We start from the raw sequence: 25306 nt of genomic DNA on the forward strand, positions 1-25306 counted from the left end.
CACATGTATTATAAGAACTAGGAAACTAATGATTATAAAAGTATCCTAGTTCTTATTTTAGTGAGAATTTAATATAAATTAGTTTTTATAGTATTTTTATAAATATCCACTTTATTCGCAGAAAATATTAAAGTTGTAGGTTCTTCATTAATAGTAAGATTTATATGAATTGTTAAAGGTAGTTCAAGTTTTTTTACTACATCTTCTATAGCAATATACTCATCTTCTATTTCGTTATAATAAACAACAGAACTAAGGAATACCTCGTCATTTTCAATATTAATTTCACACATCATAGAGAATTTCTCGCCATTATGTAAGAGTAATTTGCCTAGTACTATTGAGCCGTTTAACTCTTCTGTAAAATTAGAAGTTGCCGCTGGTTTCACCCATGTTTCATCATGTTCTTCGTTTTCTTCTTCATCTATTGCCCATTCCCATATTGGGTTTTGTTTTAGGTCCTCAATAGTTAATTCATCAATTGGTTTGCAATTACTCATAAATATATTCTCCTTTTGTTCTGATAAGTAAGTTTCTTAATTTCATGAACTAGATGATTGCTTATAAATGGGTTCAATAGAGTGTGTTGCTCATTTGATATCAAACTAATTTATTACGGAAATCTGCTATTACGGTAATATTAACAAGGTTTTAATTAGCTAGCAAATAATTATTAGTTGAGATTTTTCAAAAGGGATGATGTGAAGGGAAGATAGTGAAAAACATCAAGAATGAATAAAGTTCATTTGGTATGATATGGATATATTCATTGTGAGGGGGAATTATAATGTATAAAGTAAAAGGGTATTTTTCATCATTAAAAGGAAGCCATTATGAAATTGGAAAGCAGCAAGGGGAATTTGTAAAAAATCATCTGTACCTCATTCCACAATTTATGCAGGAAGAACATTTAATATTGGATAACCATTGGACAGAATCTAGAAAAATACTAAATAAATATTGTCCAGGAATAAATGAAGAAATTGAAGGCTTTTGTGAAGTGTTAAAAATTCCTTTTAAAAATATGATGTATTATTATCAAACACTATTAAAAGCAGGTTGTAGTCATTGTGCAGTATTGCCTAAAAAAACTGATTTAGAGCATACATATGTATTAAGAAATTATGATTTATCACCAAAAATTGATGATATGCGTTTTTGTTCGACGCATGTTGAAGGTGCGTATGCACATAGTGGTTTTTCTACTCAATACTTTGGCCGGACAGAAGGAGTGAACGAGCATGGATTATCTGTTACATTTTCAGCATGTGGCCAACCGGTAGGAAATATTGAAGGGTTAAGAAAACCAAAGGTAAATGGATTACAATGTTTTGCGGTAATCCGGGTATTATTGGAGAAATGTAAAAATGTTAAGGAAGCTATATCGTTAATAAAAGATCTGCCTATTGCAAGTAATATTAATATTATTGTAGCTGATCCTTTAAATGCAGCACATATTGAAATATTTGACGGATATAAATCCATAACAACGATTGATGATGACAATCAAGCTTTTATCGTATCAACAAACCATGCAGTTAGTTCATCTATTCAGAAATTAAATAATAGGAAATTAGAACAGTCTACAAAGAGATATCACATTTTACATGAACATTTAAATCGAAATGAAAAGTTGAGCATGGAGTCTTTAAAAGGATTAGTAGAAGAAGAATATCCTGTAGGGCTGACTGTACATAATTATGAAGAATGGTTTGGGACTTTGCATTCTGTATTATTTGATTTACAGGATTGTACAATGAATATTTGTTTCGGATCGCCACTTTTAAATGATTGGTATTCATTGAAAGTAGGAGAAAGTCTTCCGTTTATTGAGGTGAATGTGAATTTTACAAATAAAGCTTATGCTGACTTTTGGAGAGAAGAGAAAAATGATTTGATTCCTAAAAGGTAAAAAGGTACGTAGGAATAAGATGGTAACATGAAATGGAGTGGAAATATATTGGAGGGGATGTCATTGTTGGAAGGTATATTACCAATTGTTATTATTTTTGTTCTGGTTATCTCAATTTATGTTACTTATCAAAAAAGAAAAAAAGCGGGGATAAAAGGGTTAAAAAGTTCATTAACTTCTATTTGTTGTTTTTTAATTGCAATCTTAAATTTGTTTGCATATTGGCTTCATTTTGGCGGTGTTTTTACGTGGCTAGTCTCAATTGTATTGTTGCTAGTGGGGGCGTATTTTACAAAGTATATTCCAATCTCAAAAAAGGTGCACTAAAATTTATACGAGTTTATATGTAATGTTATATTTCATTATGAAAAGAGATTATTCTACTAGGTCGTTATGAAACGGTTTTATAGAATAATCTCTTTTGTTCGTTTAGTTTTGTAAAGAATGTACTGTTATTTTTAGTTGTTCAATAAATTCACGAGTGGCAGCGCACATATATTTATCTTTCCTATAAATAAGTCCTATATCTATAGTTGGAGTAGGATCTTTTATTTTAATAGCTTGAATGTTTTCATTTTGTAAAAAGTCTATATACGGCTTGGGTAACACTGTAATTCCCATACCTTTTGAAACCATTTGAATTAAAGATTCCATCGTACTAATTTCTAAAATTGGTTTTGGTTTAAAGCTAAAGTTTTGACAATAGGTTGTAAGTAGTTCTGTTAAATAAAAGTTTTTTGGTAGAAGGATTAAAGGGTAGTTCTGTAATTCTTTGATAGACACGTGATCACGTTCACTTAAAGGATGACCGATTGGAATAACTAATGTAAGTTCACTTTTATATAGTGGGATAGAAACAATCTCTTTATCTTGCACCGGGAGAAATGTAATACCAATATCTAATTCATTTTGTAATAATTTTTCACGAATTTCTCCTGTACGAAGTCCTAACACAGAAAGCTCGATGTTTGGATAAAGATTATTGAAATGTAAAAGGGTTGGCGGTAGTAAATAATTTACAACGGTTAACAATGAGCCGATTGTTAAGGATCCGTATTGTAATCCATTTAAGTCTTGGATAGCAGAACGGGCTTGTTCGACTTCATGAAAGATTGTTTTACTGTGCGATAATAAAACTCTTCCTGCTTCAGTTAAAGATATTTTTTTACCAATTCGATCGAAAAGTGGCATGCCTACTTCATGTTCTAATGCACGTATTTGTTGGCTTAGTGAAGGTTGTGAAATATTTAATTTCTCGGCTGCTTTTGTAAAATGTAATTCTTTCGAAACAGCTAAAAAGTATTCTAATTGTCGTAATTCGATTGAAATCACCTCAAGTTTAATCATAGGATATACCTATCATTATTATATAAATAATTGAATTGAACAATGGTTTTATGGGATATATAATCACTTTATCAGAAATGGATTGATTAAAAAATTAGATGAGGTGAAGAAGAATTGTTGAAATCTAGTGTATTACCGGGCAGTTATTCACAAGTACTTCAAAAAAGGTATGAGGAGGCTGTACCGAAAGGAATATATCATTTAACGCCTTTATATGTAAAAGAAGCAAGGGGAGCGATAATAACAGATGTAGATGGAAATCAGTTTATTGATTTTGCTGGTGGAATTGGTATGCAAAATGTTGGACATTGTCATCCGAAAGTTGTAAGAGCGGTGCAAAAACAAGCAGAATCATTTATACATCCTTGTTTTCATGTAACTCCATATGAAAATTATATTACTTTAGCGGAGAAAATTAATGAGAAAGTGCCAGGTACAAGCAAGAAAAAAACGATGTTTGCCAATAGTGGTGCGGAAGCGATTGAAAATGCTGTAAAGATCGCACGTAAAGTAACAGGGAGGAGGAAAGTAATTTCGTTTGAACGAGGATTTCATGGGAGAACATTAATGACAATGTCTTTATCGACCAAAGAAAATCCATATAAAGCAGGATTTGGTCCGTTCGTTTCAGACATGCATATATTGCCGTATCCGTACTATTACAGAGCTGAAGAAGGAGTTTCTCCTGAAGAAGTGGATTCTCAAGTCATCTATCAGTTTGAAAAGTTTTTAGAAGAAGTATCACCTGAACAAGTAGCAGCAATCGTAATGGAACCAGTACAAGGAGAAGGTGGGTTTATTGTTCCTTCTATTTCATTTGTAAAACGATTACGAGAAATTTGTAATCAATACGGTATTTTAATGATAATGGATGAAGTGCAAACTGGATTTGGCCGAACAGGGAAATGGTTTGCAACGGAACATTTTCATATAGAACCTGACATAATGACTTTGTCAAAATCAATTGCTGGCGGTTTACCATTAAGTGCTATTGTCGGTCGTGCGGAGTTGATGGACATTCCTGGGAGAGGACAAATTGGTGGAACTTTTGCTGGGAGTCCGTTATCATGTGCAGCCGGTCTTGCTGTATTTGAAATAATGGAAGAAGAAAATCTAGTTGAAAGGGCTCAGCAAATTGGAAATAGAATAATGTCACATCTACATCAAATGCAATTAAAGTACGAAGTGATTGGTGATGTACGTGGAATCGGTGCGATGGTTGGAATGGAACTTGTAACGAATCGCATAACGAAAGAACCTGCAAAAGAACTAACAGTAAAGCTAATTGAAGATTTTTGGAAGAATGGGCTTATAAGTATTGGGGCAGGAATATTTGATAATGTACTACGTTTTTTACCGCCTCTTGTCATTTCAAATGAAGAAATTGATAAAGGTTTTGAAATAATAAATCAATCTTTTAAAAAATTGTGCTGAAAGTGAGAGAGGTAATTATGATAAATAAATTATATGAGGTACTATCACTAAATATAGGATTCCCAAAAGAAGTTATGTATGGTGGTAAATTAATTCATACGGGTATAAATAAAACGAAAACAAAGGAACCAATATATTTATCATTTTTAAAATTTAAAGGTGATGGTCAGGCGGATTTAGTTCATCATGGTGGTGTGGATAAAGCGGTTTGTGTGTATTCGAGTGAACATTATAGTTATTGGGAAGAAACATTGAATCAAGACCTTGAATATGGAGCGTTCGGAGAAAATATAACAGTTAGCGGTATGCGTGAAGAGGATGTTTGTATCGGTGATACGTTTGAGCTCGGAGAAGCGATTGTACAAATAACGCAACCAAGACAGCCTTGTTTTAAATTAGCGAAGAAATATAATAATCCAAAGTTGCCATTATATTTTCAAGATACAGGATATACAGGGTTTTATTTTCGTGTATTAAAAGAAGGGTGGGTATCACCAGTCGATACGTTAAAACGGCTGGAGTCTGATCCAAAAGGAATTACAGTAGCGTTTGCTAATCGTATCATGCATAAGGAAAAACTAAATATTGAAGGATTAAAAAGAATTTTAGAAGTACATGCACTTTCTACTAGTTGGAGAAAGACATTTGAAAAGCGTATGAGCGGAGAAGAAATTAATACGAAGGAGAGGCTTGAAGGAGCGAAAGAATAAAATTTTTTTTTTATAAATGGTGCATTTCTATTAGTAAAAGCTAATTAGAAAGCACTATTTTTATATAATAAACTTATTAATATTCAAAAATCCTAATATTTGTTTATTCGACTTATTTTTTAATAATCAAAACATAAAATAAATTAAACCATTTTTAAAAGTTTTATGATACTATATTGATTTGAAAGGCCTATTTTTTGAGAGCAGGTCATATAAGTATATCTAAAATAATGGAATCGACGTATGGAGGGACAACATGGGGAATGTTGAAAAAATTGCAAACTTTCTATTAGAAGAACCGAGAAGAGAACAGTTATTTCCTTTATTTGAAGAAGTGTTTGGGATTACAAGTCAAACATTGAATGATTTTTCGGAGAAAGGGTATTGGGATTATACATATAAAGCATTATCATTTTTACAAGATGATAAAGCGATTGCAAATGTTGCGGCATTTTCACTTCCGCTTTTAATTAATGGTGAAAAAATAAATGCAGCGGGTATTCAATCAGTAATGACACATCCGAATTATCGTAGACGAGGATTAATGAAACAATTGTTTAGTAAGATGATAGAGGAAATTGATGAGCAATGCGAGTGTGCGGTCTTGTTTACTGAAAATCCGGAACTATATAAACCATTTGGTTTTCAAATTGTGCAAGAATATTTGATGACAGTATCATACGAAAACAAGAGTAATAAAGATTCTCAACTTAAAAAGTTAGATTTTTATAATGAAGCGGATAGACAATTAATATATGAGATTATTGAAAATGGCCAAAGGCTTTCTAATGAATTTTCAACGTTAAATTACCGCTCTTCGTTTTATTTAAATATGTATGATTCAACATGGAATGAAAACCTTTATTATTCAGAGAAATTAGATGCGCTGATTATTTTTACAGTAGAAAATCAAAAACTAAAATTATTTGGAGTATTTGCGCCGGTAATTCCGATTTTAGATGAATTATGTGAGGAAATCCCTGGGGAGTTTACGGAGATTGAATTTTATTTTTACCCAGATCAATTAGGAATTAATGATGTACAATATACAGAATTACAGACTAGTAAGTATTTAATGGTTCGAAGTAATAAAGAATTAGATTTTAAAGGTTATAAATTCCCGGTATTAACTGAGTTTTAAATATTAATTTACATGCTTTTTTATTGAAGAAATATAGATAAAAAACCGTATTCTTTTCATTAAGAATGCGGTTTTTGTATTTACATAATAGAAAGCACATTTATTGACCGAAAAGTCATTAATGCTTATCATTTAATAATGTTAAATATTAATTTGCATAATATAATAAAAGTAAAGAAGAAATTACAAACCTTAGGGTTTAAATAAGGAGGGATATGAATTATTCAGTGGTAATTTCATGGAAAAAAGGAGATTATGTATGAAATCATTTCGCAAGTTATTACAGTATTTAAAACCATACATGTTCTTCGCTATTATTGGACCGCTATTTATGGTACTTGAGGTTGCGATGGACTTAATTCAACCGACTATTATGCAACATATTATTGATGTTGGGATTGCAAATAGGGATTTGAATTATGTAATAAAAATGGGTCTTCTAATGATAGGAGCAGCGGCACTTGGGTTAGTTGGAGGACTTGGATGTATGATGTATTCTACAAAAGCAGCTGTAAATTTCGCTACGGACATACGAAAAAATGTGTTTACGAAAATAGAAACATTTTCTAGTAAAAATCGGGATACATTTGGAACCGGAAAATTATTAACGATTGTGACAAATGATATTACATCAATTCAATCGGCGATGACAATGACTTTACGTGTTCTCGTTCGTGGCCCTTTGTTATTTATCGGAAGTATAATTATTGTTTTTATAACAGCGAGAGAGTTATTTCCAATATTACTTGTAGTTGTACCAATTTTATTACTGGCGATTATTTTAATTGCAAGTAAAGCGAGTGGAACGTTTAAAAATGTGCAAGAAGCATTAGATAAAGTGAATACAAAGTTACAAGAAAATTTATCTGGTGTACGTGTTATAAAAGCGTATGTAAGACAAAAATATGAAATTTCTCAGTTTGGAAATGTTAATACAAATTTAACGAAGATAAATATTCGAGCTGTGCAGCTTATTTCCTTAATGATGCCAATTATTATGCTAGTTGTAAGTGGTGGGATTGTCGCAACACTATGGATTGGTGGAGAAAAAGTATTTAATGGAACTCTTCAAGTAGGTGCGATTTTAGCATTTATTAACTATTTGAATATCATTTTAATGGCACTTATGTCTATTAGTATGGTATTTATTCAAATTGCTCGAGCTTTTCCATCTGCGGATCGTGTACAACAAGTTTTAAATACTGAAGTTGATATTATGAGCGAAGCTAAAGCAATTGAACCTGAGCAAATCAAGGGGAATATTGATTTTAAAGATGTTAGTTATAGTTATACGAAAAATAATGAATACGTTTTAAAAGATATTTCATTCAGCATACGTAAAGGTGAAAAAGTAGGGATTATCGGTTCTACAGGAAGTGGTAAATCTACTTTAGCTAAACTGTTACCACGCCTATATGATATTGAGCAAGGTGAAATATGTATTGACGGAATAAATGTTAAGATGTTCGATTTACAAAAATTGCGTGCTTCAATAGGTTTTGTACCTCAAAAGGCATTGTTGTTCTCAGGAAGTATAGAAGAGAATTTGCGTTATGGTAAAGAAGATGCCACACACGATGAATTGGAAACAGCAACTTCATCTGCGTGTGCGACTGAGTTTATAAACAAGTTGGAAGAATCGTATCATTATAATTTAACACAAGGTGCGACGAATTTATCAGGTGGACAAAAACAACGTGTATCCATTGCGAGAGCGCTTGTGAGAAAACCATCCATTCTTATATTAGATGATTCTACATCAGCAGTTGATGCGAAATCAGAAGCCAACATTCAATCGGCATTAAGAATGGAATATAAAGGAACAACGACATTATTAATTGCTTCTAAAATCTCATCTATAATAGATGCTGATAAAATTCTCGTATTAGATAATGGTGAATTAGTTGGTGATGGCACACATGAACAACTGTTAGAACAATGTGAGGTATATCAGGAAATTTATCTTTCCCAAGGTGGTAATTTGCATAAAGAAGGTGGGAAAGAACATGCGTAATTTTCAAGGGCAATTTGCTAATAAAGGTGGACGTAACGCACCTAAGAGTGGAAAAGTTAAAAATACTAAAGGAACTGTAAAGCGGATTTGGAACTATATGGGGTATGAAAAGGTTGCTCTAATGTTCGTTATATTTCTAGTATTTGTTACGACATTACTTGGGTTATTAGGTCCATATTTTATGGGAGTAATTATAGATCAATATATTGTACCGAAAGATTTAAATGGTACGGCAAGAATGTGTATGTTACTTATTGCAATTTACGGTGTAACGGTGCTTTTAACGTGGTTACAAACGTTTGTCATGATTAATGTTGCATTAAAGACAATTCAAAAAATACGACAAGATATATTTGAGAAAATCCAAACGCTTTCTCTACGATTCTTTGATGTACGTTCTCAAGGTGATTTAATGAGCCGTGTGACAAATGATATTGATAACTTAAATCAAGCTTTGACACAAAGTGTTGTACAAATTATTTCATCAGCGTTAACATTTATAGGTGTAACGATTGCGATGTTTTCATTAGATTGGATTTTAGCGATTGTAACTTTAATTACAGTACCTATTATGTTTTTCGTTACAAAAAAACTAGTTGCTTATAGTGGCAAAAACTTTGCGAAGCGTCAAAAGGATTTAGGGGAATTAAATGGATTTATCGAGGAAGCTATTACAGGTGCAGACGTAACTACGTTATACGGAAAAGAAAAAGAAACCGTACATAACTTTAATGAAATTAACGAACAGCTAAGAATTTCAGCAACGAAGGCTGAAACGTTTTCAGCATTTATTTTTCCAAGTATGAACTTTATTAATAACTTAGGAATGGGGCTTGTAATTGGAACTGGATCGGTAATGGTATTAAACGGAATGACAACAGTAGGTGTCATTGCAGCTTTTATTAATTATTCTCGACAATTTTCAAGACCACTTAGTCAATTTGCAACTTTAATGAATACGATTCAATCGGCAGTTGCTGGAGGAGAACGTGTCTTTGAAATTATGGATGAAGTACCAGAAATTCAAAATAAAAAAGACGCATTCGTTGTACAAAATTTACAAGGGCATGTTGAACTTGAGAATGTTTCGTTTGGTTATGTGGAAAATAAAAAGATTTTAAAAGAAGTGAGCCTTAAGGCACAGCCTGGAGAGACAATTGCTTTAGTTGGTCCAACGGGATCGGGAAAAACAACAATCATAAATTTATTGACTCGATTTTATGATATACAGCAAGGGCAAATTCATATTGATGGAAAAGATATAAAAGATTATGATATCAATTCTTTACGAAGTAAAATAGGAGTAGTTTTACAAGATACGTATTTATTTGCTGGGACAATTATGGATAATATCCGTTATGGACGATTAAATGCAAGTGATGAAGAAGTAATCAATGCAGCAAAGGCTGCATCGGCACATTCTTTTATTAAGCATTTACCGAAACAATATGAAACAGAGATTGCTTCAGAAGGGGCGAATTTAAGTCAAGGGCAAAAACAACTGCTTGCGATTGCAAGGGCAATTTTAGCAGATGCAGATATACTAATTCTTGATGAAGCGACATCTAATATTGATACGAGAACAGAATTGCAAATTCAAGCAGGATTAAATAATTTAATGAGAGGTAGAACGAGTTTCGTAATCGCTCACCGACTCAAAACGATTGAAAAGGCGGATCAAATCCTTGTCATAAAGGATGGAAGTATTTTAGAAAGAGGAAATCATGAATCTCTTATGGAAGATAGAGGATTTTACTTTGAATTGTATACGAGTCAGTTTAAAATTTAATAATAATATTCATGTGGTGCGGTTTCTTTAGAAAAGAGAAACCGCATTTTTAATGATTGCGAACATTGCTAAACCCAATAGTCTTTCATTAAATGCTTTGACAGTATCACCTTGAATCTCTGGTAAAACATATGAATAGTGTTTTAGGTTGCAAAAATGCAGATTAAACGTAGTTAAGTTACAAAAAGGGTGGAATATACAGTTGTTCAGGTATGTAATTTATGTGTTTTTTTAGAATCACGAGTTGTTAGCAAAAACTAGCGGCCTCAGTGACAGATGGTAGAAATAGTTTACGTGGTATTGTAATAATCTCAAGCGCTATCTGCGTTGAATATAGGAGTATTTGAGTTAAATCTAAAGCGAGTGTTAAAAGTATTATGAAGCTTGTAAGAATTACAAAACTACCCCAAAAGAAACTTTTTGAAGTGTTGCGGAAATCTTTTATTAAAGAAAAGAAAGAAAAAAATGCGGTAACAATGAGAATGAAAACTTTATACTTATCAGCCATTATAACCCTCCAAAAGAACAGTAATTTATATTATACCGTATTTTTCAGTATTATTATAAGTAGATTTTTAAGTTCTTTGTTCTAGAAGATAGATAATCTAGAATTGAAAATTTTTCAAATGGATTACCATATTTTATTTCCGATCCAACATCAGGTGCTCAATGAAATGATATGTAAGGTTATAGGCTGGTAATACGAGAATAAATAAGGGTGGATCTGTGTGCAGCAATATTCCTACATCAAAGTTCTACTAGAGAAAAATAGATTGGTATGAAAAAGTACAAAAATCTAAAATTAGAAGGAGCATCGAATTAGTGTATAACGATTGAAATGGCACTGAAAACTAATAAAACGGCCATAATGATGTTAAATAATTGGTTATGTTTTATTAAGAGTTTTTGGAATATTGAACCAAATAAACTCCAACTAAATGTACTCATTAAACCGACTACACCTAGAAATAATGAAAAAAGTAGAAAACTTGAATATGAATTGTAGTAAGGGAGTATGAAAGTCGATACTACAGTCAGTCCGAATAATATCCCTTTAGGGTTAATGAATTGAAGAGAAATCCCCACTGTAAATAAGTTTTTATTAGCTTTTTCACTGGGATTCGTACTGCCTTTACTAGTGAGTATTTTAAAAGCTAAATATAACATATACGTTACACCTAAAATTTTTAAAGGGAATTCGATTATTGGTAAGATATTGAGTAGTACTACATTAAAGAAACTACATAAAGAAGTGAGGATGAAAAAGCCAAAAGCTACTCCAAAGCAAAATTGCATGCTCCTCTTTAACCCGTGTTGATTGGCGTATGTCATAGCTAAAAAATTGTTAGGACCGGGTGTGAAGCTACTTATAAAAACAAATAATAAAAAAGAAAATATAGGCATTTCAAAACCCCCTTATTATTTTTTGTATGTTATAATGATCGAAAAGGACAATATAACGTGTTCTTTTTATTATACATAACGGTCGTTATATTGTATATATTGTGGGGGTTTTTTTATGGAAGAAATTCAACTTACTTTGGCGAAAAATTTAAAAACAATACGGGAAAAAGAAAAATTAAGTTTAGAAAAGGTTTCTCAATTAACAGGTGTGAGTAAAACGATGATTGGACAAATTGAAAGAGGAGAATCAAGCCCGACACTAACAACAATATGGAAAATTGCGAATGGATTGAAAGTGTCTTTTACTTCTTTAATCAATAATCCACAACCTGATATAAAAGTTATTTTAAGGGATGATGTTCAAGTATTGTCTGAGGATAATGGAAAATATAAAGTGTATCCTTCTTTTCCTTTTCAAGATGATAGACATTTTGAAATGTATACAGTTGAAATAGAAAAAGAAGGGGAACTAAGTTCAGAAGGGCACAAAGAAGGAGCAGAAGAATTTATAACGGTATTTGAAGGTGAATTGACAATAAAAGTGAATAATTGTCAATATACATTAAATAGTGGAGATTCAATTCGTTTTAAGGCCAATAGATCACACTCTTATCATAATTTAGGGAAATCTTTGACTCGATTAAGCATGACAATTTATTACCCAGCTACATAAGTGTGCATTTATATATAGAAAAGATAAAACCATCTATACAAGGTGGTTTTTATTTTGTGTTAAATTACAAAAAAAAGACACTCGTTTGAGTGCCAACATAGTATTGCTCTCGCGCATAGGATTGGAGTACGTTTCTCAAATACGTATTGAGAGATGGTTCGTAAAGGAGAAACTGTCTTCATATTTAATGTAACATCGGTAAGGGCGAGTGTAAATTGATAATGTATATACGGAAAATTTAGTATAGATAGTTTCTACTATGAATATAGTACAATATATTTTTTATTAGCTTCATCGATGTTGTTTAATTATCGGAATGTTCTTATCTTTGTGGTTGATGTGATATTTAACACTTTAGTATTTAAGAATGTTTATTTAAAAAAAGATTGAATCATTTTTTAATCGATTCGTATAATTGTTAGTGAGGCATCTATTGAACAACTGACAATTAACAATTGATAATATACCGAATAATTGAAGTGGACTTGTATTACGTGAATTTAAATTAGTAATTAAATTATTATTATAATTTGAAGTTTATATTACGGGGGAAAGTAGAGCCTGAAGTAAGGTGGAAGGGTTTAATAGTAGTTATAACAATGGTGAAATGTTTATATGTATGATTCATTTTGAAAGAAAAAAGAATAGTTATGAAATTATTCCTTAATAATAGAGTCATAATAATGTATGTTAGTTAAAAACATGTGGAATGAGGTATTGAATTGAAGCGGAATGATAAATTATCAATGAATAAAGGTAGGATAGGACCTGAGAATATTGGACCTACATTTCCAACTCTTCCACCAATTTATGTTCCAACTGGAAGTACAGGGCCAACGGGAACGACAGGAGCAACAGGAGCAATAGGAGAAACGGGCGCAACAGGAGAAACGGGAGTAACAGGAGAAACGGGGTTAACAGGAGCAACAGGGCCAACAGGAGCAACTGGGGTTATTGGCCCCATAACAACAACCAATTTGTTATATTACACTTTTTCAGATGGAGAGAAACTTATATATACAGATTCAGATGGGATAGCTCAATATGGGACAACGAATATATTAGCACCTAGTGAGGTTTCATATATTAATTTATTTATCAATGGAATTCTGCAACCACAACCATTTTATGAAGTTAGTACTGGTAAACTAACTTTATTGGATAATCAACCACCATCGCAAGGATCTTCAATTATTTTGCAATTTATCATTATTAATTAAAAAAGACAGATCCTTAAATGAAAAGGAATCTGTCTTTTTTGTTTTAAATTATATTCGTTAACATTAAGTGACGATAAATTCGATTGTGATTGGAATTCCGCCGTCTAATGCATCTCCTCCAAGAATTGTAATAGCGCCAGTAGGACCAGTAGTAACACTGGAGTTCACGCTTGGCTGAAGAATACCGTTTACATATAGGTTGTAATACGTGAAAATGGGAAAAGCAGTTGCAGTAGTACCCGCATCGTTTAAACAAGCTGTGGCAGCAACCGCAAAGGCTGCACCAGTTCCAGTTCCAGCTCCCAGTGTAGATGTGAATCTTCTAGATGCGATAAATGGTTGAATGATAGGCAATTAATTCTCACTCCTATTAATATTTAATTGGAACGAAGTATTGAATAACTTGTCCACTATATTGTATGAGAGTTTTCTATAATAGAAACGGCTTCCTGTTTATAGTGTGAACACAATTTTAATAAAGAATTGATCTTTAATTATATGTAAAAAGTAATGTTGTTACTTGTGGAATATATGCTAATGGTTAATTAGAGTTTTTATATTCAAATTAATATGTGCTTTTGTACCTAAGAGATAAACGTGGAAAAATAAAATAAACTCTTAAGTTTAGGTGTTTAATCTAAGCAGTCAATTATTAAAAACATATAATTAATATGTGAGTCATGAACATAATTAAGTAGCATTGTAAATCTTAATTGTTATTCATGTTTTCTATTCTAAGTTAAATATATAATCTAACTTCATTTTATACAGTAACATTTTTTATAGTGTTTAGAGTAGGAAAAAACTCAAATATAAGACAAGTAAGGAGGAAATAAATGTCACATAATAATTGTTTTGGTCATAATAACTGCAATCCGATAGTTTTCACTCCAGAATGTTGTAATAATCCACAAACAGTTCCAATTACTAGCACTCAATTAGGACAATTAATCACTTTACTAAATTCTTTAATTTCAGCTATTGCAGCATTTTTTGCAAATCCAAGTGATGCAAACAGATTAAATTTACTCAATTTGTTTACTCAACTATTAAATTTACTAAATGGATTAGCACCATCTCCAGAGGGTAATTATTTAAAACAACTAATTCAAAGTATTATCAACGTACTACAATCCCCTAATCCAGACATAAGCGAATTACTTTCATTATTACAACAATTCTACAGTGCCCTTGCACCATTCTTCTTCTCTTTAATTATTGACCCTGCAAGTTTACAACTTTTATTAAACTTATTAACTCAATTAATTGGTGCTACTCCAGGAGCAGGAGCAACAGGAGCAACAGGAGCAACAGGAGCAACGGGAGCAACAGGAGCAACAGGCCCGACAGGAGCAGGAGCAACAGGAGCAACGGGAGCGACAGGTCCAACGGGAGCAACAGGCCCGACAGGAGCAACAGGAGCAGGAGCAACAGGAGCAACAGGAGCAACAGGAGCAACAGGAGCAACAGGAGCAACGGGAGCGACAGGTCCAACAGGTCCAACAGGAGCGACAGGTCCAACAGGAGCAACAGGTCCAACAGGAGCAACAGGTCCAACGGGAACAACAGGTCCAACAGGTGCAACTGGTGGCGGAGCGATTATTCCGTTTGCTTCAGGTACAACACCAGCTGCATTAGTTAACGCGTTAATAGCTAATACAGGAACTCTTCTTGGATTTGGATTTAGTCAGCCTGGTGTAGCTTTAACGGGTGGAACAAGTATCACATTAGCGTTAGGTCTAGGTGATTATGCATTTGTAGCACCACGCGCAGGGACTATTACGTCATTAGCAGGTTTCTTTAGTGCAACAGCTGCATTAGCTCCGTTATCACCTGTTCAAGTGCAGATACAAATATTAACTGCACCTGCAGCAAGTAATACGTTTACAGTACAGGGCGCACCTCTATTATTAACACCAGCATTTCCTATAATAGCTATTTTGGACACAGCATCAGGAATTGAAGCTCTTAGTATTCCAGTTGCGGCTGGAGATAAAATATTAGTATATGTTTCATTAACAGCAGCAAGTCCAATAGCTGCTGTTGCTGGATTTGTAAGCGCAGGTATTAATATCGTCTAATTTGTTACAATGTTTAATTGAAAATTAAACAGGGGTTTGTATATAGTCCTTCCTAATTTAATTAGGAAGGACTATATTTTTTGTGGGAAATTAGAAATAAATCAATTGAAAAGTTACTCTTTGTTAAGTGGGTATAAAAGAAAAATTCAAATTTATGATTTACACTTTATAGTTCATGGAATAAGAAATGCCTTTTGAAAAAATCCTCGTCAGCAAAAAAAGATGAATTCTATTAAAAACAGAATTCATCTCTTAAAAATACTAAATAATAGGTTAGCGTATTATTTATCGTGGGCTGTGAAATGTCATTGTTCAAATTAGTAATAACCTATTTATTTTTATTACAGTTACATCCTTTTTTCTTTACGTATCCTTGTTGAGCTAAATCTCTTTCCGATTGGGAACTGAAAGATTGAGAGGACGCTGATGAACTACTATTTTTATTATTAGAGTAGTTTTTTCGATAGTTATAATTACTCATAGTGCTATCACCTCCAATGAAATATATAAATATTATATGTATGTACTCTATTAATTGTTACGAAAGAGAATACGTAATTGGTATATAAATAAAAAATCTCCGAGGTATTTTCCAAGGAGATGAATAATTTTTTTGCTAGTAATGAATGAATTTAATACCCCCAATAAGGAGGGAAATAGTATGAGTCTTGGTAATATAGATTTTGTTGTTGAGAGGGGGCTTGAGTTGATTGGTTTATCATTCCTCGGTTTTGATTACAATTTGTTGGTGGTCCAATTACTGTAGTGGATTGAATTGGAGATATGACTTGTTTCCATTGTTGTTCATCAAGACAATAAGTATGGGCCATCATATTGGCAGGAGTTAATCTTAAAATATCAGATCCAAAAATAACTTCTGGTGTTGGGGCATCGAAAATAGCTAATAAATGTGTGTTATCTGTTGTGGCGATTTCATAATGCCACCAAGCTTGTGGGATATTAGCGACTTGCCCTGGTTTTATAGGTAAGTTTAAAATTTGATTCGTAAACGGATTAAGTAAAGAAACGACAGCGGACCCTGAAATGCAGTAAACGAGTTCAGCTGCATTTTGATGGATATGTGGTTCTACAACATTACCTGTACTTAAATATATATCTAATAAAGAAGTGTTTTCTAATGTGTTTAATTGTTTAATGCCAAGTACGTTTATATAATTTTTGGAATCTTTCTTAAAAAAATTACTTTTATTTAAATCATGGGTGAAATTGGTTGAGGGGGAAGTGTAGTCAATATTTGAAGTCAATTGTATTACCTGCCTTTCTATTTGTATGTCATTGTATGAAATTAGGATATGAGTCTAGTTTTTGTAATGTGCAATTCTAGGCATAATATTAGATCTGCCCTCTCAAGATTGCCAAAATTCGTGAAGTTGAGCGACGGATTTTGAGTGCCACTGTAAGATTGAAATTTAAGAACTGAAAAAAACAGGCTAAGTAGTTAGAATCGATGTTAGTGTAAAAACTTTGCGTACTTTTAACTGGAGAAGTATTTCGTACATATGAAATTAAGGTTAATTAATAATCTATCATTAAACTATATTCGTATAGCCTTTCATACTTTCGATTGATGAAATATATGGAGAGGAATAGTAATTTATAGTTACACCAATCGTAAAGGAGCGAATGACTATGTCATTTAGTGAAATGATTAGAAAAGAAGTGCTCAGCTGGACAGGTGTTTCTGAAAAATCGCATCGATTTGGAGGCATTGAAATAAATTATGGTAAGAAAGAACTAGGTCATCTTCATGGTGATAAGTTAGCTGATTTACCATTTCCAAAGCTAAATCGGGATGAATTAGTTAATCAAGGATTAGTTCAACCACACCATATATTACCTGAATCAGGATGGGTTAGTTATTATATAAAGAGTGAAGAGGATATTCCATTTGCTATTGAGTTATTTCGTATGCAATATGATCGGATTACAAAAAAATAATTAAATAAAGTAGATAACATAAAAATATATTCTCATGTCACATCCTACCTTCATCGTTCGTCTTGTATGTAGAACGATAAGGAGGGATTTTGTTATGAATAAATTTGACGTAGTCATTGTTGGCGGTGGGCTTGCTGGGTTAATAGCATCTATATATTTAGCGAAAGCTGGAAAGAAAGTGATTGTATTAGAAAAGTCTAGTCGATTTGGTGGTCGAGGGATGACTATAAATAAAAATGGGATCTGCATGAATCTTGGTGCACATGCCTTATATAGAGGAGGAGCAGCATTTTTAACTTTTAATGAGCTCGGTATGAATCTTCCGGGTAGAATACCATCTACAAAAGCACATGGAATATGGAAAGGGGATATATTCACCATCCCAACAGATTTTCGCTCTATTTTATCAACACCACTACTTTCGTGGTCTGCAAAAGTACAATTCTCACGTCTTATGATTGGTTTAGGGAATTTAGATGTAGGAGAAGTTCCAAAAATGAGCCTAACTACATGGGCAGAAAAAGAAATACAGAATCCCATGGTACGAAATATGTTTTATGCGTTATGTCGAACAACTACGTATACGTATGCTCCTACAATGCAATTAGCATCATCAGTACTAAAGCAAATTCAGCTTTCTATGAAAGAAGGAGTATTTTATGTAGATAGTGGCTGGGAGACGATAATAACAAAATTAAGAGATATAGCGAATAATGTTGGTGTGCAATTTTTGGCTAAAAAGCATGTTTTGGAAATAGAGCATTACGAAGATAAGCAAAGAATACATTGTTTTGACGGTGAGGTATTGGAAGTAGGTACAGTTATCGTGACGACTCCACCGAAAGAGGCTTGTAAAATAATAAAAGGGGCAGAAGGAACAAGTTTGCATAGATGGAGTGAACAATCGGTACCGGTTACTGTTGCTGCATTAGATATTGGTTTGAGACGATTACCCAATCCTACACATCAATTTGCATTAGGGTTAGATCAGCCAATATTTTTCACGAATCAATCAAGAGCAGCTAAATTAAGTGAAGATGGATCCATTGCAGTGAGTCTAATTAAGTACCATAATCCTGCGCTAGAGATGAATCATATTCATGAAGATAAAGTACAGTTAGAAAGTACGATGGAGCTGTTACATCCAAATTGGAAAAGAGAAGTTGTTGCACAGCAATATTTACCCAAAATAACAGTAGTACATGATTTTTCTCATATTGGCCGAGTTGAAAATCCGGGTCCTAATATACCTGAAATGCCAGGTGTATACGTTGCAGGAGATTGGACTGGACATGATGAATTATTAGCTGATGCTGCGGTGGCAAGCGGAAAACGTGCAGCGTTACACATTATAAAGCAATTAGAAAGTGAGGCTATTCATCATGGAAACGGAGCAATTGTATGAAGCACATAAACCTCTATTGTTTTCTTTAGCATATCGAATACTTGGGAGTGTTATGGATGCTGAAGATATAGTCCATGACGTATTTATCTCATTAAATAATTTAGAAGATGTTCAGTCTGTTGAAAATATAAAAGCATATTTATGTAAAATGGTAAGTAATCGTTCAATTGATAAATTGCGTTCTGCGGCACATAAGCGGAACGTATATGTCGGAATGTGGTTACCTGAGCCATTTGTGGAAGAGAGTGATGAGGCATCAGAGTCATACGTAATGAAAGAATCTCTTTCTACGGCATATTTATTACTTTTACAACAACTGTCTGAGGTAGAAAGGATTGTTTTCATATTAAGAGAAGTTTTTAGTTATGATTACGAAGAAATAGCATCAATAGTTGGTAAGAGTAGTGTGAATTGCCGGAAGATATTTCAGCGTGCACGAAAAAGTATTTTGGATAAACCAAATCAATCAAAATTAAGCACGAAGAAAATGGCTGCTTATGTTGAAAAATTTGTATCATCATTACAATGTGGGGATGCGCAAGGCATGTTAGAAGTATTAAAAACAGATGTAGTATTCAAAGCAGATGGTGGCGGGAAAGTTACTACCGTTATTAATCCGATTTATTCTGCAGATAGAATAATACGCTTGTTCTTTGGAATCGCAAAAAGGTTACCAGCAGAGTACGCTGTTGATTTCAAAATGGTAAATGGTGCACCAGGGGTTATTGTTACAATAAATAATAAAGTGACTTATGTGCTTTCATTTGCATTTCATGAGGGGGAAATTTCAAACATTTATATGATGGTTAATCCAGAAAAACTAATGCATTTAAATAAAAGTATATAATATAAAGACGTACTTCAGAAGAAGTACGTCTTTATTCATTTATCTCGTTATTTGCGAAAAGTAAGATTTCATCCTCAAAACTAAGTGAGAGTATAGAGGTTAGTTTTGAGGATGAAGTTTTATTTTATTTTTCTAACATTTCAAGAGGTACATCTTTTTCGCCAGCTACCTCGAATTTAATTTCCCCGTCTTCTTCATAAATGCGTTTAATAATCGGTATAGTTATCATTAGTTTTTTATGCTGTTTACGTCTTCTAGCAGCATCTAAATTAATCACGTTCATGTGTAAGCATCCTTTCTCACAGAAATATATAAACAAAAGAAAATGCGTCCGAAAAGGGCGCTTGTTTGAATTAAAAATACCGATTCATTTAAATGGGGTATAGATTATTTTATAATTGCAATTCCATTGTAAAATAATGTAATGAAATAATTACACGTAGAAATTAACTTTACCAAAAAACGAAACAATATGCTATAAAGAATTTAATTCTTTGTCATATAACAGGAAAAAGGTTCACATTTCGCATATAATGAAAAGTAGACGGACATCATGAGCTTTTTCATCATATTGCTTGGAAAGGCGATGGGAAAAATGAATACTTTAGATTCATTATTATTGCAACTTGAACAATATGGGGAAGAGCACGATCGATATAAAGAAAAGCGGGAAGAAAAATTAAGAAATATATCTCGTGAAATGGGACAGTTTTTATCATTGTTAGTAAAAGGTTGTAATGCCAAAAACCTTTTAGAAATTGGAACCTCAAATGGCTATTCTACATTGTGGTTAGCAAATGCGGTAGAAGAAACAAATGGAAATGTTACAACTGTAGAAATTTCTTCAGAACGAGTTGGAGAAGCTCTTGGAAATTTTGGGAAGGTAAATCTTACACATCGAATTGATGTTCACAATCAAGAGGCAGGAGCGTTTTTAGATGCACAAGTAAATCGTTCATTTGATTTTATTTTCCTAGATTCAGAACGAACGCAATACATGTGGTGGTGGGAACATATAAAACGTATTTTAGAGCCAAAAGGTTTTCTTGTTATTGATAATGCAACTTCTCATGCGGAGGAACTAGCAGAATTTATAAAGATGATTGAAGAAGATGCTACGTTTGAAACAGTGTTATTAGCTTTTCAAAAGGGAGCATTTGTTGCGCGGAAGAATAATTAGAAGTGGACCTAATATAATTATCACATTGAAAGATAGCATATGTCAAAAGATAGAGCATTGTATGAATTTAAGAAGGTAACTAAATGGAACTTCAAATTAATATTCAGTGGTGATAAGTAAGGGAATCTGTGAAGAATCCGTCTTCAGCATGTTCCTCTCTAGGTCTTAAGTCTGAGGAAAATAATGTTGAGAACATGTATACTTATACTATGAAACAGGGAATGACTGCATAAGCAGGTATTTCTTGAAAAATCGATTTCAAACAAGCAAAATGTGTATGAAATACGATATGTTAGATGGAATAAAGTGCACATAAATTCGCACATATAAATAAAGGAGCGATTTTGTTGACTGAACTCGAGAAAAAAGAACCTGTATCGATTGTGAAAGATAATAATGTAGAAGTAGTAGTTGATACAGTAATAAAAGATGCAGAACTTGAAGAATTGAATAAAGAAGCAGATCTTTATGTACAAAAGTTAAATAGCGAGCAAAATACAGATTTATCAAAAGTATTGTCCCAGCTTGGAGACTTAGGGGATAAAGAGCAGCAAGCGGCGGGACAAACGCTATCGGCATTAAAACGTCCTGTAACAGCGATGATGAATGGGAAGAATGAAGAAATTCCAAATACATTGTTAGAATTACGGAAAGTGGTATCAGAACTTGATCCGAATTCATTAAAGGCAACTGGTATGAAAAAACTTATGTTTAAAGTGTTTAAGAAAAATCCGCTTGAAAATTACGTGCATAAATATCAATCTATAGATAAGCAAATCGAGGAGATTATAAGATCACTTCTCATTGGCCGTGATAACTTGCAAGAGGATACGGTTGGTCTTGAAATGTTAAAAGAGCAATCACACGATAAAATTCACGCTCTTGATAAACAAGTATACTTAGGAAGAAAACTTGCTGGTATGCTTGAAGCTGAGAAACAAAATCCAGAACGTCAAAGGGATATTCCGTTAATAAATGATGCATTAGAAAAGATACTTGTGCGTACTCGTAATATGCAACAAGCAAAAAGTGTATTATTACAATCTATCGCATCTGTAGACATCATTAAGAAAAATAATGAAAAGCTATCAGAGGCAATTCGTAATGCAATTACGATGACGCAAAACGTTGTAACGGTTTCCGCTGCAATACAGCTTGCATTAACAAATCAACGTAAAACAATTGATGCTGTTAATGCAACAAATGAAGCGATTGAATCAATGGTATTAAGCAATTCACAAGCATTAAAACAAAATACAGAAGAAACAACAAAACTCCTTGAAAATCCTGCAATTAGCATGGATAAATTACGTGAATCATTCCAAAATGTATTTGCCGCTATTGAAGCATCTGAGAAATCATCAGAGCGTATTATTGAGTCTAGTAAGAAGTTTGTAATTGAACTTGACACATTTAATGATGAGATGAAGCAGAAACTCATTCAGCGTCCAAGGAAATAACAGATCATTTGAGGAGGTGAAAAAATGAGTTTCATTCAAGGAGTATTATTACTATTAGGGTCATTACTTTTACTCGCATTTACTGTCGTTGTTTTAGTTGTATACTTCGGACGTAAACTTTATTTTTCATGGACGAAACCATATAAGAGAGCGCAAGATTCCATTGAGAAATTATCGAACAAATCAACACCGTTTTTACAAGAATTTACGCAGCACCCACTCTTTTATCGTTGGATTCGTACAGAAGGGAAAAAAGAACAAAATGCATTAAATACTCTTTTCTGTACATCAGGCCAACGTACGAGAGAGCAAGTTTTCTCAATGTTACCGAAAGAAAAGCAGAAAAAAGTGCATGTGATGGCAAAAACAACAAAAAAGCTTACGAATGAAGATATTGATATCGCAACAATGAAAGTGAAAGATTTCTTGAGACAAGAATCACAGCAAACTCTTAAACCGACAGACTTATCGTTTTATAAATTGTATTTCTATGATCGATATCCAGATGCATTAAATACAATTCAAGCATATAAACGCTCGATTAATCCTTCACTACAAAGAACGGTTGATGACATTACAATTTCAGTATTAAATGCACTTCCGTACTATCAAGAACAACGCATGTTTGAACAACAACATAAACTTGAAACGTTCTTAATGAAAGATTTAACAGCGATGTTATCACTAGTGGTACAATTACCACCATCACAACGTCCTGAAAAAGAAGAAGAACTAAAAATATACTTGCAAAATTTCCAAAAGGAAATGGAAGTAGTAGAGCGTGATATTCGTGACTCCATTGATCACGATTTGAATGTGAAGATGAGAGCAGCGACTGAGAAGTTTAAAAATAAGTAGGAGAGATTTCCTTGGAAAAGCTGGTAAATGCAGCTTTTTCGGGGGTTCTCTTTTTATTTTTGATAGAAATTATACCGCAATCAGAAATTACAGAATTAGTAGAGCTTTATTAAAAGAAATTATGTAGTTTAATATTAGTAATAATATGAAAACTACCTATTCATAAAAGAATAGGTAGTTTTTTGTTGTATAACTATTTTGTTTTTATAGTAGTCTTACTAGAAGCAATGCTTTCATTATGCAATCGATCAACTGCAGTTACCACATACGTATACGTTTCTCCAGAAATAGCCGTTTTATCTACATAAATTTCTCCGAATTTTGTTTTTCTTACAGTAGTAAGTAAATTTTTTGGATTTTGTATATCTACTTCATTTTTTCCATTCACACGGTAAATGGCGTAATAAGCAGAGTCATTATCTCTATTGTCAATTATACCTATAGCAATACCTTCATCTCTTGGAATGGCACCTTTTAAAGTAGGTTGTTTTGGTGGGTCATGATCAAGCCAAGGCATAGATGGTATTAATGCAGGATGTTTATATATGTCATTCGAAAGTCTATCTTTAATTCCAAGTGGGTTGTTATTTATATCTTTTAAGCTGAAATGCATGCTTCCTTTTATTTGAGGATATTGACGGTTTAATGCAATTTGCCTTGGATATTCTTCAGAATCAGACCAAGCAGGAACAGAATTGTTATTAATTTTATAGGTCGCCTGACCGATGTATAGGTGAATCGGTTTGTTATTTGTTTCTTTCACCCACCAATCTACTAATATGTCATACGCAGCAGGTGTGAAACCGATATTCCAATATATTTGCGGTGTAATGTAGTCAATATATCCATTTTGTATCCACTCACGTGTGTCAGCATACAGGTCATCGTAGTTTCTTTGACCTGCGGTTGTATTAGAACCAGTTGGATCGTCAGCTATATTTCGCCATACGCCAAATGGACTAATGCCAAACTTCACGTATGATTTTTCTTGTTTAATAGCAGCATTTAACCCTTTTACAAGTTCATTTACATTGTCACGTCGCCAATCTTCTATATTTGTAAATCTACCGTTATTATAAGTTTCGTACGTTTTTTGATCGGGAAACACTTCACCAACTACTTTATACGGATAAAAATAATCGTCCATATGAAGGGCATCAATGTCATAATTTTGAACGATTTCTAAAGCACCTTCTGTTATAAACTTTTTCACTTCTGGAATACCAGGATTATAATATAACTTTCCGCCATAAGGTACAACCCAATTGGGATGTTGTCTTGCAGGGTGATTTTCTGATAATCGATTTATATCAGTGTGATTCATCGTTATTCGGTAGGGATTAATCCATGCGTGGAACTCTATATTTCTTTTATGAGCTTCTTCAATCATAAATGCGAGTGGGTCATAACCAGGGTCTTTTCCTTGTGTACCCGTAATGTATTCAGACCAAGGACCGTATTTTGAAGGATAAAAAGCATCAGCAGTTGGTTTAATTTGTACAACAACGGCATTCATCCCAGTGTTTTTTGCATCGTCCAATAATCTTATAAATTCTTGTTTCTGATTTTCAATAGGTAGCCCAGTTTTTGAGGGCCAATCAATATTAAGGACAGATGCTATCCACACAGCACGTAATTCATGTTTTTTGTACGTAGTAGTTACTTCGGCATAAGTAGAGTGAGGGAAAATGAAAGAGAAAGGAATAAACAAGATGACGATACAACATATCATTAATAAACGTTTCATGATCATTTATACGCCTCCCTATCATACGATTATTTAAAATAATATACGATGTGAGGTTGGCCTTGCAATTGAGAAAAATTTATATTGAAACAATAATTTAATAGAGAAAATATTTTTACTGAAAT

The 25306-nt window shown here is 33.0% G+C and carries 24 protein-coding genes and 1 pseudogene; 16 read left to right on the forward strand and 9 right to left on the reverse strand.

Going from position 1 to position 25306, the window contains the following annotated elements:
* Window positions 1–68 precede the first annotated feature (68 nt).
* Window positions 69–500 (reverse strand): hypothetical protein, encoded by a 432-nt coding sequence (locus KPL75_RS25900; RefSeq protein ID WP_219918390.1) that lies wholly within the window; start codon window positions 498–500, stop codon window positions 69–71.
* A 287-nt stretch (window positions 501–787) separates the two neighbouring features.
* Here KPL75_RS25900 and KPL75_RS25905 point away from each other — a divergent pair, with 287 nt between their 5' ends.
* Both KPL75_RS25905 and KPL75_RS25910 read left to right on the forward strand, forming a co-directional pair.
* On the forward strand, window positions 788–1912 hold the full coding sequence (locus KPL75_RS25905) for a C45 family autoproteolytic acyltransferase/hydrolase (protein WP_219918391.1): 1125 nt from the start codon (window positions 788–790) through the stop codon (window positions 1910–1912).
* A 63-nt stretch (window positions 1913–1975) separates the two neighbouring features.
* Complete coding sequence (locus KPL75_RS25910) at window positions 1976–2239, forward strand: hypothetical protein (RefSeq protein ID WP_219918392.1); 264 nt, start codon at window positions 1976–1978, stop codon at window positions 2237–2239.
* A gap of 102 nt (window positions 2240–2341) precedes the next feature.
* Here the strand turns inward: KPL75_RS25910 and KPL75_RS25915 are convergent, their stop codons facing one another.
* Entirely contained in the window at window positions 2342–3244 is a 903-nt protein-coding gene (locus KPL75_RS25915; RefSeq protein WP_219921164.1) for a LysR family transcriptional regulator, read from the reverse strand.
* 129 nt (window positions 3245–3373) lie between these two features.
* Between KPL75_RS25915 and gabT the strand changes: the two genes are divergently transcribed.
* From gabT to KPL75_RS25940, 5 genes are all read left to right on the forward strand, one after another.
* Window positions 3374–4693: a 4-aminobutyrate--2-oxoglutarate transaminase gene (gene gabT, locus KPL75_RS25920; protein WP_219918393.1), complete on the forward strand. Its 1320-nt coding sequence runs from the start codon at window positions 3374–3376 to the stop codon at window positions 4691–4693.
* 17 nt (window positions 4694–4710) lie between these two features.
* Complete coding sequence (locus KPL75_RS25925; protein WP_219918394.1) at window positions 4711–5403, forward strand: MOSC domain-containing protein; 693 nt, start codon at window positions 4711–4713, stop codon at window positions 5401–5403.
* Window positions 5404–5659: 256 nt separating this feature from the next.
* A complete protein-coding gene (locus KPL75_RS25930; protein WP_219918395.1) occupies window positions 5660–6544 on the forward strand; it encodes a GNAT family N-acetyltransferase in 885 nt (294 codons plus the stop codon).
* 259 nt (window positions 6545–6803) lie between these two features.
* Window positions 6804–8558 carry an ABC transporter ATP-binding protein gene (locus tag KPL75_RS25935; protein ID WP_219918396.1) on the forward strand — a complete coding sequence of 585 codons (1755 nt, stop codon included), beginning with the start codon at window positions 6804–6806 and terminating at the stop codon, window positions 8556–8558.
* Window positions 8551–10347 (forward strand): ABC transporter ATP-binding protein, encoded by a 1797-nt coding sequence (locus KPL75_RS25940; RefSeq protein WP_219918397.1) that lies wholly within the window; start codon window positions 8551–8553, stop codon window positions 10345–10347. Before KPL75_RS25935 ends, KPL75_RS25940 begins: the two co-directional genes overlap by 8 nt.
* Before the next feature lie 247 nt (window positions 10348–10594).
* Here the strand turns inward: KPL75_RS25940 and KPL75_RS25945 are convergent, their stop codons facing one another.
* Complete coding sequence (locus KPL75_RS25945) at window positions 10595–10855, reverse strand: hypothetical protein (RefSeq protein WP_000774136.1); 261 nt, start codon at window positions 10853–10855, stop codon at window positions 10595–10597.
* Between the two features lie 311 nt (window positions 10856–11166).
* Window positions 11167–11751: a LysE family translocator gene (locus tag KPL75_RS25950; protein ID WP_002148002.1), complete on the reverse strand. Its 585-nt coding sequence runs from the start codon at window positions 11749–11751 to the stop codon at window positions 11167–11169.
* A gap of 115 nt (window positions 11752–11866) precedes the next feature.
* On the opposite strand from KPL75_RS25950, the gene KPL75_RS25955 reads away from it, so the two are divergent.
* The gene (locus KPL75_RS25955; protein ID WP_219918398.1) at window positions 11867–12424 is read left to right on the forward strand and encodes a helix-turn-helix domain-containing protein; all 558 of its coding nucleotides are present in this window, start codon (window positions 11867–11869) and stop codon (window positions 12422–12424) included.
* Between the two features lie 398 nt (window positions 12425–12822).
* Here the strand turns inward: KPL75_RS25955 and KPL75_RS27585 are convergent.
* Window positions 12823–13015 (reverse strand): annotated as a pseudogene (locus KPL75_RS27585) (collagen-like triple helix repeat-containing protein); the annotation flags it as partial.
* A gap of 131 nt (window positions 13016–13146) precedes the next feature.
* Here KPL75_RS27585 and KPL75_RS27750 point away from each other — a divergent pair.
* Complete coding sequence (locus KPL75_RS27750; protein ID WP_219918399.1) at window positions 13147–13644, forward strand: DUF4183 domain-containing protein; 498 nt, start codon at window positions 13147–13149, stop codon at window positions 13642–13644.
* A gap of 63 nt (window positions 13645–13707) precedes the next feature.
* Here the strand turns inward: KPL75_RS27750 and KPL75_RS25965 are convergent, their stop codons facing one another.
* Window positions 13708–13998 (reverse strand): DUF4183 domain-containing protein, encoded by a 291-nt coding sequence (locus KPL75_RS25965; protein WP_219918400.1) that lies wholly within the window; start codon window positions 13996–13998, stop codon window positions 13708–13710.
* Between the two features lie 482 nt (window positions 13999–14480).
* Here KPL75_RS25965 and KPL75_RS25970 point away from each other — a divergent pair, with 482 nt between their 5' ends.
* Complete coding sequence (locus KPL75_RS25970) at window positions 14481–15725, forward strand: exosporium glycoprotein BclB-related protein (protein ID WP_219918401.1); 1245 nt, start codon at window positions 14481–14483, stop codon at window positions 15723–15725.
* Window positions 15726–16357: 632 nt separating this feature from the next.
* Here KPL75_RS25970 and KPL75_RS25975 read toward each other — a convergent pair.
* Window positions 16358–16990, reverse strand: coding sequence for a cupin domain-containing protein (locus tag KPL75_RS25975; RefSeq protein WP_219918402.1), 633 nt, complete (start codon window positions 16988–16990; stop codon window positions 16358–16360).
* Window positions 16991–17375: 385 nt separating this feature from the next.
* Between KPL75_RS25975 and KPL75_RS25980 the strand changes: the two genes are divergently transcribed.
* From KPL75_RS25980 to KPL75_RS25990, 3 genes are all read left to right on the forward strand, one after another.
* Window positions 17376–17684 (forward strand): luciferase domain-containing protein, encoded by a 309-nt coding sequence (locus KPL75_RS25980; RefSeq protein ID WP_219918403.1) that lies wholly within the window; start codon window positions 17376–17378, stop codon window positions 17682–17684.
* 94 nt (window positions 17685–17778) lie between these two features.
* The gene (locus KPL75_RS25985; protein ID WP_219918404.1) at window positions 17779–19089 is read left to right on the forward strand and encodes a phytoene desaturase family protein; all 1311 of its coding nucleotides are present in this window, start codon (window positions 17779–17781) and stop codon (window positions 19087–19089) included.
* Window positions 19067–19936 carry a sigma-70 family RNA polymerase sigma factor gene (locus tag KPL75_RS25990; RefSeq protein WP_219918405.1) on the forward strand — a complete coding sequence of 290 codons (870 nt, stop codon included), beginning with the start codon at window positions 19067–19069 and terminating at the stop codon, window positions 19934–19936. Before KPL75_RS25985 ends, KPL75_RS25990 begins: the two co-directional genes overlap by 23 nt.
* Before the next feature lie 124 nt (window positions 19937–20060).
* On the opposite strand, the gene KPL75_RS25995 is transcribed toward KPL75_RS25990, so the two are convergent.
* Window positions 20061–20219, reverse strand: a complete 159-nt coding sequence (locus tag KPL75_RS25995) for a hypothetical protein (RefSeq protein ID WP_002085567.1) — start codon at window positions 20217–20219, stop codon at window positions 20061–20063.
* Window positions 20220–20522: 303 nt separating this feature from the next.
* Between KPL75_RS25995 and KPL75_RS26000 the strand changes: the two genes are divergently transcribed.
* From KPL75_RS26000 to KPL75_RS26010, 3 genes are all read left to right on the forward strand, one after another.
* The gene (locus KPL75_RS26000) at window positions 20523–21116 is read left to right on the forward strand and encodes an O-methyltransferase (RefSeq protein ID WP_219921165.1); all 594 of its coding nucleotides are present in this window, start codon (window positions 20523–20525) and stop codon (window positions 21114–21116) included.
* Window positions 21117–21463: 347 nt separating this feature from the next.
* Complete coding sequence (locus tag KPL75_RS26005; protein WP_002119468.1) at window positions 21464–22576, forward strand: toxic anion resistance protein; 1113 nt, start codon at window positions 21464–21466, stop codon at window positions 22574–22576.
* A gap of 24 nt (window positions 22577–22600) precedes the next feature.
* Complete coding sequence (locus KPL75_RS26010; RefSeq protein WP_219918406.1) at window positions 22601–23434, forward strand: DUF3974 domain-containing protein; 834 nt, start codon at window positions 22601–22603, stop codon at window positions 23432–23434.
* A 193-nt stretch (window positions 23435–23627) separates the two neighbouring features.
* On the opposite strand, the gene KPL75_RS26015 is transcribed toward KPL75_RS26010, so the two are convergent.
* Window positions 23628–25187, reverse strand: a complete 1560-nt coding sequence (locus KPL75_RS26015; protein WP_219918407.1) for a glycoside hydrolase family 10-like protein — start codon at window positions 25185–25187, stop codon at window positions 23628–23630.
* Window positions 25188–25306: the final 119 nt, after the last annotated feature.

The organism is Bacillus sp. NP247, from assembly GCF_018966865.1.
Taxonomy (GTDB): domain Bacteria; phylum Bacillota; class Bacilli; order Bacillales; family Bacillaceae_G; genus Bacillus_A.